This is a genomic window from Clostridium sp. AM34-11AC (assembly GCF_003435375.1).
GTDB lineage: Bacteria > Bacillota > Clostridia > Lachnospirales > Lachnospiraceae > Pilosibacter > Pilosibacter fragilis.
The window spans coordinates 24981-41928 of sequence record NZ_QWGL01000002.1 but is presented as its reverse complement, the minus strand read 5'-3'; the positions used below and the strand labels follow the sequence as shown (position 1 = coordinate 41928).

At 48.1% G+C, this 16948-nt stretch carries 16 protein-coding genes; 2 read left to right on the top strand and 14 right to left on the bottom strand.

Annotated elements, in window-relative coordinates; translation table 11 throughout:
• Window positions 1-43 precede the first annotated feature (43 nt).
• The 6 genes from DW826_RS03325 to mtaB form a co-directional block, all read right to left on the bottom strand.
• On the bottom strand, window positions 44-1711 hold the full coding sequence (locus tag DW826_RS03325; RefSeq protein WP_117552072.1) for a ribonuclease J: 1668 nt from the start codon (window positions 1709-1711) through the stop codon (window positions 44-46).
• A complete protein-coding gene (locus DW826_RS03320; protein WP_181967976.1) occupies window positions 1701-2183 on the bottom strand; it encodes a Fur family transcriptional regulator in 483 nt (160 codons plus the stop codon). The genes DW826_RS03325 and DW826_RS03320 overlap by 11 nt, the downstream gene beginning before the upstream one ends.
• Window positions 2184-2397: 214 nt before the next feature.
• A complete protein-coding gene (locus tag DW826_RS03315; protein WP_117552018.1) occupies window positions 2398-2667 on the bottom strand; it encodes a DUF1292 domain-containing protein in 270 nt (89 codons plus the stop codon).
• 59 nt (window positions 2668-2726) lie between these two features.
• Window positions 2727-3161, bottom strand: coding sequence for a Holliday junction resolvase RuvX (gene ruvX, locus DW826_RS03310; protein ID WP_021905316.1), 435 nt, complete (start codon window positions 3159-3161; stop codon window positions 2727-2729).
• 90 nt (window positions 3162-3251) lie between these two features.
• Window positions 3252-3515, bottom strand: a complete 264-nt coding sequence (locus DW826_RS03305; RefSeq protein ID WP_021905317.1) for an IreB family regulatory phosphoprotein — start codon at window positions 3513-3515, stop codon at window positions 3252-3254.
• Window positions 3516-3715: 200 nt separating this feature from the next.
• Entirely contained in the window at window positions 3716-5041 is a 1326-nt protein-coding gene (gene mtaB / locus DW826_RS03300; RefSeq protein WP_117512762.1) for a tRNA (N(6)-L-threonylcarbamoyladenosine(37)-C(2))-methylthiotransferase MtaB, read from the bottom strand.
• Window positions 5042-5242: 201 nt separating this feature from the next.
• On the opposite strand from mtaB, the gene DW826_RS03295 reads away from it, so the two are divergent.
• Window positions 5243-5479: a PTS HPr component phosphorylation site gene (locus DW826_RS03295; protein ID WP_015555013.1), complete on the top strand. Its 237-nt coding sequence runs from the start codon at window positions 5243-5245 to the stop codon at window positions 5477-5479.
• Window positions 5480-5707: 228 nt separating this feature from the next.
• Here the strand turns inward: DW826_RS03295 and thiI are convergent, their stop codons facing one another.
• The 6 genes from thiI to DW826_RS03265 form a co-directional block, all read right to left on the bottom strand.
• The gene (gene thiI / locus DW826_RS03290; RefSeq protein WP_117484213.1) at window positions 5708-6889 is read right to left on the bottom strand and encodes a tRNA uracil 4-sulfurtransferase ThiI; all 1182 of its coding nucleotides are present in this window, start codon (window positions 6887-6889) and stop codon (window positions 5708-5710) included.
• Between the two features lie 131 nt (window positions 6890-7020).
• Complete coding sequence (locus tag DW826_RS03285; protein ID WP_117552017.1) at window positions 7021-8184, bottom strand: cysteine desulfurase family protein; 1164 nt, start codon at window positions 8182-8184, stop codon at window positions 7021-7023.
• A gap of 191 nt (window positions 8185-8375) precedes the next feature.
• On the bottom strand, window positions 8376-9131 hold the full coding sequence (locus DW826_RS03280) for a 16S rRNA (uracil(1498)-N(3))-methyltransferase (protein ID WP_117552016.1): 756 nt from the start codon (window positions 9129-9131) through the stop codon (window positions 8376-8378).
• A complete protein-coding gene (gene prmA, locus DW826_RS03275) occupies window positions 9131-10087 on the bottom strand; it encodes a 50S ribosomal protein L11 methyltransferase (protein ID WP_117552015.1) in 957 nt (318 codons plus the stop codon). Before prmA ends, DW826_RS03280 begins: the two co-directional genes overlap by 1 nt.
• 246 nt (window positions 10088-10333) lie before the next feature.
• Complete coding sequence (locus tag DW826_RS03270) at window positions 10334-11656, bottom strand: sodium:glutamate symporter (protein WP_242994032.1); 1323 nt, start codon at window positions 11654-11656, stop codon at window positions 10334-10336.
• A 465-nt stretch (window positions 11657-12121) separates the two neighbouring features.
• A complete protein-coding gene (locus DW826_RS03265) occupies window positions 12122-12823 on the bottom strand; it encodes a demethylmenaquinone methyltransferase (RefSeq protein WP_021905324.1) in 702 nt (233 codons plus the stop codon).
• 437 nt (window positions 12824-13260) lie between these two features.
• Between DW826_RS03265 and DW826_RS03260 the strand changes: the two genes are divergently transcribed.
• Window positions 13261-14211 (top strand): LysR family transcriptional regulator, encoded by a 951-nt coding sequence (locus DW826_RS03260; RefSeq protein WP_117552014.1) that lies wholly within the window; start codon window positions 13261-13263, stop codon window positions 14209-14211.
• A 393-nt stretch (window positions 14212-14604) separates the two neighbouring features.
• Here the strand turns inward: DW826_RS03260 and DW826_RS03255 are convergent, their stop codons facing one another.
• Window positions 14605-15465 carry a DUF6282 family protein gene (locus DW826_RS03255; protein ID WP_117552013.1) on the bottom strand — a complete coding sequence of 287 codons (861 nt, stop codon included), beginning with the start codon at window positions 15463-15465 and terminating at the stop codon, window positions 14605-14607.
• Window positions 15466-15510: 45 nt separating this feature from the next.
• On the bottom strand, window positions 15511-16764 hold the full coding sequence (locus tag DW826_RS03250) for an SLC13 family permease (protein WP_117552012.1): 1254 nt from the start codon (window positions 16762-16764) through the stop codon (window positions 15511-15513).
• Window positions 16765-16948 lie beyond the last annotated feature (184 nt).

Here is a 16948-nt window from a genome sequence, read left to right as displayed (position 1 = left end):
CACAATTTTCAGCCCAGCTCGGTGCACGGCTAACTGGGTTCATTTAAACTTCCATGATGATCGGAAGGATCATCGGGTTTCTCTTGATTCGTTTCCATAAGAAGTCGCTTAAGCTGTCACGGATGATGTTCTTGATCTTGCCCCAATCAGACACGTGACGCTCTAAGCAGTCTGCCACAGCCTGATCCACGATTGCCTGAGCCTCTTCCATCAGATCCTCGGATTCACGCACATAGACAAATCCTCGGGATACGATATCCGGTCCGGAGAGCAGCATATTGGAATGCTTCTCCAGCGTCAGGACAACGATGATGATGCCATTCTGGGCAAGGTTCTGGCGGTCGCGGAGAACAATGTTTCCGACATCTCCAACACCGAGTCCGTCAACGAGAACACCGCCAGACTGTACATGATCGATGACGTCCGCTCCGCTCTCACCGATTTCAAGCACGTCTCCTGTGTGGAGCATCACAACATTCTCCTTCGGGATTCCAAGAGAGATCGCAAGCTCCTTCTGTGCCATTCTGTGACGGTACTCGCCGTGGATCGGGATCGCAAATTTCGGGCGTACTAAGGAGTAGACAAGCTTGATCTCCTCCTGGCAGGCATGTCCGGATACGTGGGTATCCTGGGAGATGACCTTCGCGCCCTTCATTGAGAGCTCATTGATGACTCTTGATACGGCCTTCTCATTTCCCGGGATCGGGGTGGAGCTTAAAACAACCACATCACGCGGGGTAATGGAAACCTTTCGGTGCATGGAGGATGCCATTCTGGAAAGAGCTGCCATGGACTCGCCCTGGCTTCCTGTTGTGATGAGGACGGTATCCTCTTCCTTATAATTCTTTAACTGTTCAATATCCACGAGAGTTCCATCCGGGATATTGATGTATCCGAGCTCCTGGGCAGTTCCGATGACGTTGACCATGCTGCGGCCTTCCACAACGACTTTTCTGCCATACTTGCATGCGGAGTTGATGACCTGCTGGACACGGTCCACGTTGGAGGCGAATGTCGCAACAATGATACGGTTCTGCTGATGCTCCGCAAAGATCGCATCAAAGGTCTTTCCGACGGTTCTCTCGGACATGGTAAATCCAGGACGGATCGCGTTTGTGGAATCACAGAGAAGGGCAAGAACGCCTTTCTTTCCAAGCTCTGCCAGTCTCTGGAGATCTGTCACATCGCCGAATACCGGAGTGTAGTCGATCTTGAAGTCACCGGTGTTTAAGATGATTCCCGCAGGTGTGAATACGGCAAGGGCAGCCGCGTCCTCGATGGAGTGATTCATCTTGATAAATTCTACGCGGAAACAGCCGAGATTGATGGACTGTCCGTGCTTTACGACCTTGCGCTTTACGCTGCGCAGCATGTTGTTCTCTTCGAGTTTATGGTCAATTAAGCCCATGGTCAACTTTGTCGCATAGACCGGCGCGTTCACCATTTTTAACACGTACGGAAGCGCTCCGATATGGTCCTCATGACCGTGGGTAATAACGAATCCTTTTACTTTCTCATAATTATCTTTTAGATAGGTCACATCCGGAATGACAAGATCGATTCCAAGCATGTCATCACTGGGGAATGCAAGTCCGCAGTCCATAATGATGATGCTGTCGCCGTACTCGATGGCTGTCATGTTCATTCCGATCTGTTCCAGTCCCCCGAGAGGGATAATTTTGACTTTGCAGTCTGCTGTATCATTTTTCACGTTCTTCACGATTCATAACCTCTTTCTTTTCATTCTTCTTCCTGCATTCACTGCAAAGTCCGTAGAGCTTCACCTCGTGGTTCGTCACGAGAAAGCCCAGTTTCTCCATGACCTCTTCTTCCAGGCTGTCCAAAAGGTCTGATTCAAGGGAATACACCTTTCCGCAGCCGGTGCAGATGGCATGGTGGTGGCGGTGTCCCGACGCGCTTTCTTCACCGTTCAGCTCATACCGGGTAAAACCGTCATCAAATGTGACTTTGTCGATTACATGCAGGTCTAAAAGGACCTGTACGGTCCTGTATATCGTAGCCAGTCCGATCTCCGGGCTGTTTACTTTCGCTAAATCATAAATTTCTTCCGCAGTCAGATGTTCCGCTGGATGGGACGCAATAATATCAAGTACCATCATACGCTGATTTGTTACTTTGAGTCCTGCCTTGCGCAGCAGTCCTTTTACCGTTTCGTCGTTCATCTTCATTGTCCCCCAACATCTGTCCTCCGAATCCCTTCCTGCTGCCAGCGTTCTGCGCAGACAGCAACCGGTCCTGTATTCGATCAGTTTCTTTTCCAAGCACCAGGACCCGCCTATTTCCCGTCATCCAGACGGGCAAGTTTCCTGACTGTCAATACGATTGTTTGTCTGTATCTGTGTATTGAATGTTTGTTTTCTGCTTTTTGTACGTGCTCTACTGTTTCTCGAGATCCACGTCGTCAAGAAGCTCCGCGAAGATCTTCATGAGACCTTCCAGCTCGTCCTCATCTTCCACGAACTCATAGAGAGCATCAGACTCGTCTGCGCCGGACATATCCTTTAAGATATAGCAGTCGCCTTCCTCGTCGTCATCTTCCGCGTCTGTGACAAGAAGATAGTTTGCCCCGTTTAATTTTGTCTCCTCCACAACATAGAATTCCAGTGTCTGGTCATCATCGACCAGCATGATCTTTCTCTCTTCCATACATATTCTCCTGTCTCTGAAAAATGCGTAACTGTTCGGTATCCTTACAGTTACTCGTTCTATTCGTTTTCCTTTGTTTTCAGGCAGTCCAGATAACCCTGTAAGATCAGCCCCGCAGCGACTTTATCGATCACCGCTTTTCTGTTCTCGCGGCGCACTCCGCTCTCCATCAGGATCTGTTCCGCAGCAACGGTCGTGAGACGTTCATCCCAGTAATGCACCGGAAGTCCGGTACGGCGCTCCAGCATTTCTCCGAAAGCTTTCGTCTTTTCGACGCGCTCTCCTTCTGTATTGTTCATATTTTTCGGAAGTCCCAGCACGATCTCCGTGATCTCGTACTCCGCGATCAGCTCCTCGATCCGGGCGCATGTCTTGCGCAGTTTATTCTCGTCCTTGCGCTCGATGGTCTCGACACCCTGTGCCGTCAGGAGAAGTCCGTCGCTGACTGCGACTCCTACGGTCTTTGAACCGAAATCCAGTCCGAGTATTCTCATAACGTATATTATCCTATCTGTTTTTCCTCATAGCAAAACCAGCCGGTGATTCCCGGCTGTCTGCATATTCTTTCTTATCTTTCCCGGAAACTAGCGGAGTCTCGTATCGATATAATTCTCCATCAGTTCTTCCAGGATCTCATCACGTTCCACCTTCATGATCAGGCTTCTTGCGCTCTTGTAGCTTGTAATATAGGTCGGATCACCAGACATGATATAGCCGACGATCTGGTTGATCGGGTTGTATCCCTTTTCCGTGAGCGCCTCGTAAACCTCACGGAGGACCTCACCAACCTCCAGTTTTTTATCTTCCTGTACCGCTTTAAAATATTGTGTATTACTGATATCGCCCATAAATATCCCCACGTCCTTCGACGGCTGTCCCGCGCTTTTCGCGCAAAGCCACTCCTTTTGTTGCTATCCTTATTCTACTCTACTTTCATATTTTGTGCAATATAAAACTTACTCGCCCAATTTAACGCTGTTTTTCATTTTCAGCCAGAAAAATCGGGACTTCCAACACTGTTTCACGGCATTTTGGGTGCCAAAAATACTTATTTTTCGTTCAGAAGCAGAATCTCCTCTGTCAGAAAATCTCCAAGAATGCCCGAAACGAACGTATTTTTCAGCGCTTTCGGATCACGTCCGTCGAGACGGATCGCTGCCTTTACATATTCCTTTGTATACCCGGTCATGTAGATCTCGTCATTGATGGTCACCGGTTCCTCCAGAAGGATCTCCTGTTCTGTTCCCGCGAAGGAACTTCTGTACTCCCCGGACATCTTCTTCTCGAGTTTTAAGAGAACGGCGCTGCGCTCTTTCTTCACCGGCTCCGGCACCTGGTCAGGCATCCGGTCCGCGCGGGTTCCGGCACGTCTGGAATACGGGAACACATGCATCTCGTAGAAGTGAACTTTTTCGAGGAATCTCCTTGTTGTCTCAAAGTCCGCATCCGTCTCTGCCGGAAATCCGACGATAACATCCGTCGTGATCGCCGGATTCCTGAAGTGTTTTCTTAAGATCTCACAGCGGTCCGCATATTCCTTGCAGGTGTAATGGCGGTTCATGCGCTTCAGGGTATCGTCGCATCCGCTCTGCAGGGACAGGTGGAAATGCGGACAGATCTTCGGAAGCCTGGAAAGCTCCGACGCGAACTCTTCTGTGATGACACGGGGCTCTAAGGAACCAAAACGGATCCGCTCGATTCCGTCGATCTCATGAAGTCTCTTAATCAGTGTCAGAAAGTCGATTCCCTCATCCTTGAAATCGATGCCGTAGGAGGTCAGGTGGATTCCGGTGAGAACGATCTCCTTGTAACCTTCCTCTGCCAGGATCTTTACTTCCTCCTCCACATCCTCCGGCCGGCGGCTTCTGACGCGGCCTCTCGTATACGGAATGATGCAGTAGCTGCAGAACTGGTTGCAGCCGTCCTGAACCTTGATGAAGGCGCGGGTGTGCTCCGCCTGTTTGTTGATGTGAAGTTTCTCGTACTCGTTGGATCCCGCAAGGTCCGTGATGGACTCCCGGATCTCTTTTCCGGCAAACCATGCCTCCAGAAGCGGGACAAGGTCCGCCTTGCGGTTGTTTCCGATGATCAGATCAACAGCGGCATCCTCTCTCAGTTTGTCCGCCGCCGCCTGGACATAGCATCCTGCCGCAACTACCACCGCGTCCGGATTCTTCGCCTTCGCGCGGTGCAGCATCTGGCGGGATTTTTTATCTGCAACATTTGTCACGGAACAGGTGTTGATGACATAGACATCCGCTTTCTCCTCAAAGCTCACGATCTCATAGCCTGCAGCCTCCAGAAGCTGTTCCATGGCCTCCGTTTCGTATGCATTTACTTTGCAGCCAAGATTATGCAGCGCTGCTTTTCTCATATTCAATCTCCTTGTAATTACTGGGGTGATTTCTCTGCCATGCCATGTTTCCGTCCTCAAAATTTCAGAATCATATCATGTGCAAAGCTTGTTTTTTATTCAAGATACCTCTTGACTTTTCATGCATGTCCATTTAGTATGAAGATAGGTTTTTTTATTACCAGAATCAAAAAATATTCGAATATTGGGAGGAACACTGACATGAAAACCGTTAAAATTTCTTTAAACTCCATCGATAAAGTGAAATCTTTTGTAAATGACCTTACCAAGTTTGATACCGATTTCGACCTTGTTTCCGGCAGATACGTCATCGACGCAAAATCCATCATGGGTATCTTCAGTCTGGACCTTTCCAAGCCGATCGATTTAAATATCCACGATGGCGGAAATACAGAAGAGATCCTTACTGTACTTGCTCCGTATATCATTGAAGCATAAGAAAGTGTTTTTAAAAACTGCCGGAAACTAAATTCCGGCAGTTTTTTACGCGTGCAACGAGCCAAAGTCCATGCTTGCATGAGACCTTGGCGACTGCCGCGATAACTTGAGAAGCTCGCAAAGCGTGCTTCTCATAGTTTCCTTTTCCGCCAGTTTTTTCCGCACCGCATAACATCATTTTCCGTGCTGCGGCACATTTCAGTCCAACTGGGAATCCCAAACCGCATTTTAGATGCAGCGGATCACCTCTCTTGTCTCCAGAGCTGTCTTCATCAGCTCGTCGATCTTTTCATCCAGCTTTTTCTCTGAATTTTTGATCTTTTTTAAGCTCGGCTTTGTAACCGGATGCTTTGCAACGAAGATCGTGCAGCAGTCCTCGTACGGAAGAACAGATGTCTCGTAGGTGCCGATCTTTAAGGAGATATCAACGATATCCTGCTTATCGAAGGCGATGAGCGGTCTCATGACCGGAAGCTCGCAGACTTCATTTGTGACAGCCAAGGACTGCATCGTCTGGGATGCGACCTGACCGATGCTCTCGCCGGTGACAAGTGCCAGACAATCATTCTCCTTCGCGATCGTCTCTGCGATCTTCATCATATAGCGGCGCATGATGATCGTAAGCTCGTCATGCGGGCACTGATCGTAGATATAAAGCTGGATATCGGTAAAGTTGATGATATTTAAGCGGATCGGTCCCGTGTATTTCGCAACAAGCTTCGCGAGATCAACAACCTTCTGTTTTGCGCGCTCGCTCGTGTACGGCGGCGCATGGAAATAGGTCGCATCGATGGTCACGCCGCGCTTTGCGATCATCCAGCCTGCAACCGGGCTGTCGATTCCGCCGGATAATAATAACATGGCGCGTCCCGCTGTTCCGATCGGCATTCCGCCCGGTCCCGGGATCGTCTCGGAAAAGATATTGATCTTATGGCGCACCTCCACACGGAGCAGCACATCCGGTGTGTGGACATTTACCTTTGTCTCCGGGAACGCGTTTAAGATCACCTCGCCGAGGTCACGGTTGATCTGGTCGGAAACTACCGGATACTGCTTGTTGGCACGTCTTGCAACGACCTTAAAGGTAAAATTCTTATTTTCGTAGGCATCATCAATATATTTTACGACCTGTGCCTTCAGATCCTCATAACCGTTGTCTTCGATCTGAACCATCGGGCAGATCCCGACGATACCGAATACATGCTGAAGAGCGTCGATCACCTCATCGTAATCGAAGTCTTCTGCTGCCTCCGCGTAGATTCTTCCCGCCTCTTTTGTGACGGAGAAATTGCCTTCCAGATTCTTTAAACGGTGATGGATCTGTTTTACAAGGGCATCCTCAAAGAGGTAACGGTTTTTTCCCTTTACGCCGATCTCTGCGTATTTGATTAAAAATGATCTGTATTTCACGGAATATCCTCCATAGGATCCTGAACTTTTTGCGATCGGCATTTTCCCGCCGTCCGCCGCTGTTTCAGGACATTTTTCTTAGTAACCGGCCGGGAATTCTTCGTTTTCCCGCCAAATGTTGTATATGATCTTTATGCTCTCCGATATCTTCTGAGCATCGGCACAAGTTCATTCAGTACTTCCAGACAGTAATCCACTTCCTCCTCAGTATTAAATGCACCGAAGGAGAAGCGAAGCGTGGAATCCAGCAGGGAATCCTTCACGCCGATCCCCTTTAAGGTTCCTGACACACCAGGATGGTTGGAGGAACATGCGGAGCCGGAAGAAACATAGATTCCCTTATCCTCCAGCGCATGGAGCAGGACCTCTGCTCTTACGCCCTCAAAGCCTGCCGCAACGATCTGCGGAGCGCTGTCCCGTCCGGTAAGACCATGGACTGTAACGCCGTCCATCGTCTGAAGACCTTTTATCATATGGTCCTTGATCGCATAAAGCTTATCGATCCTTGCATCATGATCTGTATAAACCATCTTTGCTGCAAGTCCGAGACCTGCACATCCCGGAACATTCTCCGTACCGGAACGCATGCCTTTCTGCTGCCCGCCTCCGTAGATGATCGGTTTGATCTTTACCTTCTCATCAATATAGAGGAAGCCGGTTCCCTTCGGACCGTGGATCTTATGCCCGCTGGCAGATAAAAGATCGATCCCCTGTTTCTTCGGTCGGATCACATATTTTCCGTAAGCCTGGATCGCGTCCACATGGAAGTAAACGGACGGCTTTTTCTCTTTGATGATCTTCGCGATCTCCTCAATAGGCTCTACGGCGCCGATCTCGTTATTCACATACATAATTGAAACCAGGATCGTATCATCGCAGATCGCTTCCCGGAGCGCGTCTAAGGATACATGTCCGTCATGATCTACCGGAAGATAGGTCACACGGAATCCAAGCTCCTCGAGGAACGCTGTTGTATTGTAGATCGACGCATGTTCCACGCAGGAGGTGATAATGTGGTTTCCGGCGCGTTTATTTGCAAGCGCTGTCCCGATCAGCGCCAGATTGTTGGACTCGGTTCCGCCGGAAGTGAAGAGGATCTCCTTATCCTTCACTTTTAAAGTCTTCGCGATCTCCTCACGGGCAGTCTTAATATAATTTTCTGCCTCTACGCCTTTCATGTGTCTGGAGGACGTATTGCCGTAGTCCACGGTCATTGTCTCCGCAACGATGTCGCGCACCTCGTCGAAGGCGCGGGTCGTCGCGGAGTTATCAAAATAAACTTCTCTCTTTTCCATGAGTTTTATTTACTCCCAGTCTGGACCGGCAAAACATTCTCCATATTCATGATACCGGTCTTTTTACTTCTTAAAATTTACCCTTTATAGCATAATGCTATTTTCAACTTTTTTGTAATCGTTCAGTTATTCACAGTTATAATTAAAAACTCATCCTGAATTTTTCTTCGGTCTGCACTGAAATTTTTACTTCATGATTCCAGTAATAATCCCACAGCCGCCATCACAAACATTCCGGCTGTTTCCGTCCTGAGAATTCTCTTTCCGAGCGTCACCGGCTTCACCCCGGACTGCATCGCAAGTTCCACTTCCCCGTCGGAAAATCCACCCTCCGGTCCGATAAAAACAGACAGACTCTGCCCCGATTTTAAGCTTCCGATGAGTTCTCTCGTAAGCGCCATTCCGCCCGCTCCCGGAAGACTCTCAGAATCTTCGTAGGGAATGATCGCCAGATCATCCAGCGCTGCCGCCTCAATGGCCGCCTTAAATTTCATCACATTTCCAATTTCCGGAACAATCATGCGCTTCGACTGTTTTGCCGCGCTCTCGGAGATCCCGTACCAGCGCTTTCTCTTCGCTTCCTCTTTTTTCGCATCAAGCTTCACCACCGCGCGGTCGGTGTCCACCGGAACAATCTTTGTGACACCCAGTTCTACACATTTCTGGATGATAAATTCCATTTTATCTGCTTTCGGAAGTCCCTGATACAAGGTTACTTTTACAGGAAGCTCCGTATCGTCCACTTCCTCCGGCAGGATCTTCGCAAGAACCTTATCCGGGAAAAGCTCTGTGATCTCACAGAGACAGTTTGTGCCCTTGCCGTCGCTGAGCAGGATCTTCTCCCCCGGCTTCATCCGCAGTACGTTCTTAATATGATTCACATCGGGACCGGTGATCACGGCCTCCGACTCTGTAAAAAATTCTGTTTCCGTAAAAAAATGGTACACTATTTCTTCCTCGCTGTGAAGGATACCCACTCGCCCTGTCTTGTCACTTCGATGATCTCGAAGGCTTCGTTCGCCTCAAGCGCTTCGCGGACAGCCTGTTCCTTCATATCAATAATACCGGAGCTGATGAAGATTCCGCCTTTCTTTAAGTGGAACGGAACCTGTTTCTGGATCATGATGATAATGTCGGCAAGAATATTTGCAACAACAATATCGTAGCACTCATATCCCGCCGCATCCTGTGTCGCCTTATCGTCGATGATATTTCCCTGGATCACACCGAACTTCTCCTCCGGGATATCGTTGGCTGCCAGATTTTCATGAACTGCGGTGATGGCGTTCTCATCGAGATCCGTTCCAAATACATACTCCGCACCAAGCTTTAACGCAGCGATTCCGAGAATTCCGCTTCCTGTTCCGAGGTCAAGGACCTTTACGCCCGGCTTTACATACTTTTCGAGCTGGCGGATACAGAGCTGTGTCGTCTCATGTTTTCCGGTTCCAAACGCAGTTCCCGGATCGATCTGGATCAGGAGCTTGTCCTTATGTTCTTCCGGGATCTCCTCCCACGTCGGCTTGATCAGGATATGGTCAACCGTAAACGGTTTGAAGTACTGTTTCCAGTTGTTGATCCAGTCCTTATCGTCTGTCTCGGACTCTGTGATCTTCGCGGTACCGATATTCACGAACTGGCGGATCTCCTCAAGCCCCTCACGGACTGCCTTCAACTTTTCTTCCGTATCCTCGTCCTCGTCTAAATAGAAGCTGACTCTCGCGGTACCGTCATCCGGCGGAAGTTCCGGGAGAATATCGATGAACATTCCCTTCGTCTCGCTTTCGGTAAGCGGTACGTTATCCTCGATCTCCATTCCCTCGATTCCGATATCATCAAACATGCTTCCGAGATAATCCACTGCGTCCGTGGTCGTCTCAAGCGTAAATTTCTTCCATTTCATATATCATTTCTCCTTCTATGTTCTTTTGCCTGTCCAGGATCAGAACTTCCCGCTGCTCTTTCACGTTCTTCGCCCATCATTCCGATCTTTGGTTCCAGACTCACCGCACATATGCCCGCATCCAGCATGGACGCAGACGAAATCACATGATATCATAACATAGTTTTCCGGGGTTTGCAAGGTGGGAAAATGCTGAAACAGAACAAGGCAGAGCGTTCCCGCTCTGCCCCGCAAAGGTTTCCGATTTTATGCTGTTTTTCTGCTCGGACGAACGAATAAGATGCAGCCTACGATGATGCAGATCGCGCACATCACTCCGCCGACACCAACGGTCATTCCGATTCCGGACATGGTCCACATCGGAACGAGCCCTGCGAAAGCTTCCTTCCAGCACATAACCGCGCTGTAGATACCGTGGTTATCCGGTGCGCTGGAGTTGGAATCCGGGTCAACGGCACGGACAAGTGCAAGACCTGTCGCCGTGTTTCCTGTACCTACTCCGAATGCCATCAATGCTTTTTCAAACCATTCTTCTTTGCAGAACAGCTTGCAGAAGCCAAGAGACATCGCAAGTGTCAGCGCACAGCAGATCGCTGTGTAGATCACGATCGGCACGATGTATGTACTGATGAGTTCGATATCAAGCGTTGCCATCGCTGTGAGGACAACGACCTCAAGTAAAAATCCGCTGACATGTTTGATGGTCTTTACATCAATATATCGGTCAAGTTTGACTGCCTTCGCAAGGTTCCAGATAATCGCTCCGCCGAGGATGCCCTGAATAACAGTCGGAAGAACGCTGACACCCGGCCATACAAGACCGACGGCCTTGATCAGAAGACGACCTGCGTAAACTGCCGCGAGAAGCCATCCGCCCTGAAGCGCAAGGTGGTTGATACCGATGGAACTTGTCACGGTGCTGCCGATGGAACTTCTCTTTTCCTCCGGAAGGACTCCGCCATAGTACCAGTCAGGCTGTTTCTGCGCATCCTTAACGAATTTTGTCCAGCCTTTTCTTACACCGATGTTTACAACGACCATGCCGACTAACATAGCCATGATCAGACCAAATGTAGCAAGGACCATTCCGACAGACAGATTTTCCGGAATACCGAGATTCTCATATGTCTGTCCTGCCGCACCTGCGTTTCCGTGACCCCCCTGGAACGCGAACACACCCATGGTGCCCCATCCCTTCGGAAGACCCGGCCAAAGCACCGCGAGCAGTGCTCCAAGAGCAGCGCCGACTGCCATCTGCATACCGTAGATTCCCTGCTCAACGCAGATGTAATCCATGTATCCGACAACTTTCTTTTTGTTGATCGTAACGCCGAATAACAGAGCCGCCATGATCGGAGCAATCAGGACGTTGGAGAATTTTGAGAAAGACTCCGGAATTTCAACAAGGCCAAGCATCTGCTGACCAAGGATCAGTGCCAGAAGTCCTCCGATCAGGGAAGCCGGAAGGAACAGCTTCTGGATAGGTTTCACGATTTCTCTTACAAAAAATCCTGCGAGCATGAACACGCCAATGAGGATCATGTCGCTAAATAGAGACGCAACTGTCATATGTACCCCCGTAAAAATATTTTTTTCTTTTGATTGGGCCAATCTCTTTATGTCCATATTGTATCTCTGTTCTTTTCCAAATACAAACAATGTATTTCTTCTATTTTAACAAAAAATCATTGTTATGTAACTATTGTTTTCTTTATTTTTATGATTGGCCTTTCACATTTAATCTCGTGTTTTCAGACACCTGTGTGAAAAATGCAAAAAGCAGATCAGGGACAGGTTGAGCTTCCTGTCCCTGGTCTGCTTTTCGCAAAATAAGGTTTGGGGTATAACAAACATAAAGTATAGAGGTCTTCATTATGAAATGAATGGATGCTGAATTCTCCCCGGACATTTGACCGTCCAGGAAGACAACAGTTCTATTTCCATGCCTGATTTAGTCAAACGTCTCTGCAAATAAATCCACAGCGGCTTTTCGACCAGCTCCGCGCATGGCGAACTGTCAGTATATGATCTGGATTACGGCTCGTAAACGTCGTCGATGATCTCGAACTCTTTTGCCGCGAGAGTCTTCTCGACCCATTCTCTCTTTGCCGTGCCGTTCTTTGCAGCTGCGAGCTTGCTCTCATCTGCTGCCTGGAACTTCTTTGCGTCCTCTAAGATCTGCGGAGCATCTTTTCTCGGGATAACGATAACGCCATCCGGATCAGCCAGAATGATATCTCCCGGGTTTACGCTGATTCCGCCGCAGGATACCGGTACGTTAACTTCGCCTGGTCCCTCTTTGTACGGGCCGCCCGGTGTTGTGCCTGTGCAGTATACCGGGAAATCCCACTTGCCGATCTCGTCGATGTCACGGATCGGTCCGTCAAGAACAATACCGGCGATCTTTCTGTCATAACGAAGGTAAGCCATCATGATCTCCCCCATAAGAGAACGTGTATCATCCTCTTCGTTGGATACTACGATGAAGTCGCCTTCCTGTGCAATGTTTAATGCTGCGTGAAGGGCAAGGTTGTCACCGCCTCTTGCCTTAACGGTGAGTGCCGGTCCGACTGCCATCTGCTCTTTCGGCTGACTTACAAGGCGGATTCTCGGATTCATCGCTGCGTTTCTTCCCATTACATCACATGTGTTGGATGCCGGAATGTTCTTAAACTGCATCATAACCTCTTTGTCCGGCATGTGTCTCTTTAAATAGATTCTCTTACCTACTGCCATTTTGTAATCTCCTTTTCCTTGGATTTTTATGTGGTTGAGATCGCTTCTTTTGCTCTCTCATCTCTTTCTGACCATATTGTATCGCAGGTCTATAACAATTACAAACAATGTATTTATTTGCTTCTCACAATATTTTTTTGTTATTCACTTTACATCCCGATAAACAATATATATAATGAAAGTATTGGCGGAAAATCCGTCTTTTCGCAAAACGCTGTTTTACAGTAACAGTTCAGTAGGTCTGCACACTTGCTGCGCTGACCGTAAGAAAACATAGGCCGGAAGTCAAAAATCCCATCGACGCAGGTGCTGTGGACCAGTGGCACACAGCCAGCACGGACCTGAGCGGAGCGTAGATCGTTTTAAAATAGATTTTTACTCGTAACTATGAAGGCGCTGAATCGTTACGTCTTGCAAAAGATAGAAAGGGTCTTTTTATGAATTTACTCAGCTTGTACTATTTCGTTGAACTTGCAAAAGAGCTTCACGTCACCAACACAGCCCAGAAGCTCTATATCTCCCAGCAGAACCTAAGCCAGCATATCCAGCGTCTGGAACAGTACTACGGTGTCCCGCTCTTTCACCGGAAGCCAAAGCTCGCCCTCACCTATGCAGGGGAACAGCTCTACGCTGTTGCAGTGAAGATCCTCGCCGAGGAACATGAATTCCAGAACCGTCTCGCCGACATCTCCGAAAAGAGCATCGGCAATCTGAAACTCGGTATCCCGTCTTACCGCGGACAGATCTGTCTTCCGGAGATTCTGCCGAGATTCTACGCGAAATGGCCGAATATCAAGATCGAGCTCTGCAATGAATCCTCCAATAAAATGGAAGAACGCCTCTACAATGGGGAACTTGATATTTTTATCGGTGTCATGTATCAGGATAATCCCAAACTGGAGTCTTCCACCCTTCTGACCGACCATATTTACCTGGTCTGTTCCAACGAGCTTTTGCAGCGCCACTATCCCGATTCCTGGCAAAAATTAAAAGAGGAGTCCTTAAGCGGCGTGGAACTGGCACATTTTTCAAAAATTCCGTTCCTGCTCCCAGCTTCCTCCATGAAGCTTCGAAAGACTCTGGATCAATGTTTTCTCGACGCAAAGGTAAAGCCGAATATTTTTCTGGAATCCCAGACTACAGAGCTTTTTATGTCCCTGTATCCGCATAATTATGGAGCATTCTTCTGCACCCAGATGCGTCTCCCAACGCTCTTAGCTGCCCACCCGGATGCCAATGCGTTTCCACTCGCGCTGAAAAAATCACTGATCAACCACCGGCTGGTCCTTGCCTACCACAAAGAACGTTTCCTTCCGGAGTATGCCCATGATTTTATTGAGATCACGAAGGATGTGTTTGATGGGATCGCGAAGGTTCGGCCGAACTAGACAAAAGTCAGAATAACTAAAGTATTCCGGACTCAGAAATGAGGTAATCGCATTTATCAGTTTTAATCAAACATTTCCCATCGTGAATTTATTGCCTGTACATAGTTAAATACCTATAGTATTACTACATCGCAAACTGGTTTCTCAGATATATTAAAGACTATTTGAGGTGGTAAATTTCGCTGCAACTACACACCCTACGGATTAAAAAGAGATGCAGGAGCCGCGGCACCTGCCAAATACTCTCTTTCATCTATCAAGATATATGACTATCAAAAAATGCTCTGGAACTCTCCGCCGCAAGGCAGAAGCACCAGAGCATTTTCTTCTATTTCTTTCCTTTCTGAAGAATACACAAAGATATAACAATGCGGTCAATCAGGAACGTTCCTCTTAGATGACCTCTTTCTTTACGATACCAGAAAGCACTGCACCGGGATTGCGGCATAACATGGTATGTAACTCATCATCAGAAAAACCATACTCTTTCAGTTTTTCGGCATACTCTCGCAGACCATCAACACTGAATGGTGCATTCACCTGACCAAAATCAGTGCTCATAATAACGTGTTCACATCCCACAACCCGAATCTGTCGGACAATTTCCAGTAAGGTGCAGCGACCAAACCAGGCATTATTATAGCTGTGTTCGATCATCGCCCCAAGTCTCACCGCCTCAAGCTGCTGCTCGTCGGTGTACTGCATCGCCGGATGTTCCACATGGGTCACGATCGTGTGCTCCACACCCAAACATCTGGCTTCGCGCAGAATACACAATCCTTCTTCCGGACTGAGATGACCGGTAGCCACGACCATATGGTATTTTTCAGCCAGTTTTAATACTTCTGCCGTCTCAGGCAGCAGTGTTCCCTGCCCGTCAGTGGCCACCAAGTATGAAGATCCGTCAAAGTCAGGGTCTTCCTTATGCTTGTAAGTCTGAAATGCCCGAGCATCCATAGTAGGAAACCACAAAATTCCGCCGCCCATTTGTCCAAAACGCTCCACTGCATAGGGATTGATCCCGCCTACGGACAGATTTAAGGCCAAACCGCCTGCAATTTCCAATTCAGGGAACTGACTGCGAAGCAAAGCAGCCCGCGCCGCTGTTTCAAAATAATGACATTTGATGACACAGCCCTTCATTCCAGCATCCCGAACTTTCTCTGCCAATTCCAGATCGTTGCATTTTCTTTGAATAACATCCGGAGCTACATGTATATGCAGATCATATGCTCCTTGCAAAATATGGTTCATAAATTACAATCCTTTCCACAGATACACTCTGAGAAGATATCCATTTTAATACGGCATAAATACAGGAATCAGGATAGCAACCGCGATATATGTAAGCACTACCATCGGTGTACCAATTTTTATATAGTCCATAAACTTATAATTCGTCCAGCCTGCTGCCAGCATATTCTGAGGAGCCGCAAACGGAGTCGCATAGGAAGCAGCACCTGCCAGGCAGACTACCATGGCAACGGAAGCCGGATTGACCCCAATTGCTTCAGCAACCGAGATTGCAATCGGCATAAACAGCAGGATGGTCGCCGTATTCGAAATCAGCTGTGTCAGTACTGCAACAGAAACGAATAAAATCGTCGTGATCAGAAGCGGACTTGGGTTGTCTCCAAGAATCTTCAGTGCGAAATCCGCTACCACATTTCCAAATCCACTATTCTGCAGACCGGTAGATACAGCAGACAGGGAGCCCATCAGGAAGAGGCAGTTCCAGTCGATCGCACGGAAAGCTTCCTGCACGGTCATACATCTTGTTCCTACGATGATCAGAGCTCCGATCACAGCTGCAATATGCATTGGAAGTGCATCCAGTCTCAGTGCACACAGTACCAGAACGCAAAACAGGGTCACACAGGAAATGATTGCTTTTCTTTTATCCAGAGGTTTTCTCTCTGTCTGGGCAAACTCAGGAATATAACCGGTATCACGCAGAAACTTGGAACCAGCCAGCGCAAAATAGATTGCTCCCACTACACACAATACCAGACCGAAGGGGGTAATGTCAAACATGCCAAAGCCTTTATATCCGGCACTCTCCAAGAGACCACTGGATAAAATGTTAGATGGAACACCTACCAGGGTATTAAAACCGCCAAGCTGGGCACCAAACAGCAGAGAAAGAAGCACCTTGCTGGGAGCAATTCCGGCAGCCAGACACATAGCTGTGACTAATGGAGCCAGAGCCGTCATTACACCAATGTTTGTGCAGAACGAACTGAGTACGCAGGATGCGAGCATAGTAACCAGAATTGCTTTTTTCTCACTCTTTCCGATCACCGATGCCATCTTGGAGCCAATGAGCTCACTGATTCCCGAATGAAACAGTGAAGCTCCGATCACCATCATCGCAATCATCAGGATATTTGTAGTCGTACCATAGCTGGCAAACACAGCGTTCATGTCGATCAGACCTGTGAAGGCATAGACCAGAGATGCTGTAATGCTGACAACAACTAACGGCAGAGGTTCGAAAATAAAGCAAAGAATTGTAACGCCCATAATGAGCAAAGCTAATACCATAGGATTCATTTGTTTCCCTCCAATTTCATTTTCAGTGATACCTTTGCGCAATCAGTTCCTATTGCGCGAAAAGTAAAGTAATTAGATATAAGTCCCCGTAGGCTATTGACCCACCAATACGCCATTTAATATTTGATTTTCCCCCTATTGTTTCTGCTATCTGTTTAATTTATTTTTTATCTGTGAATCATTT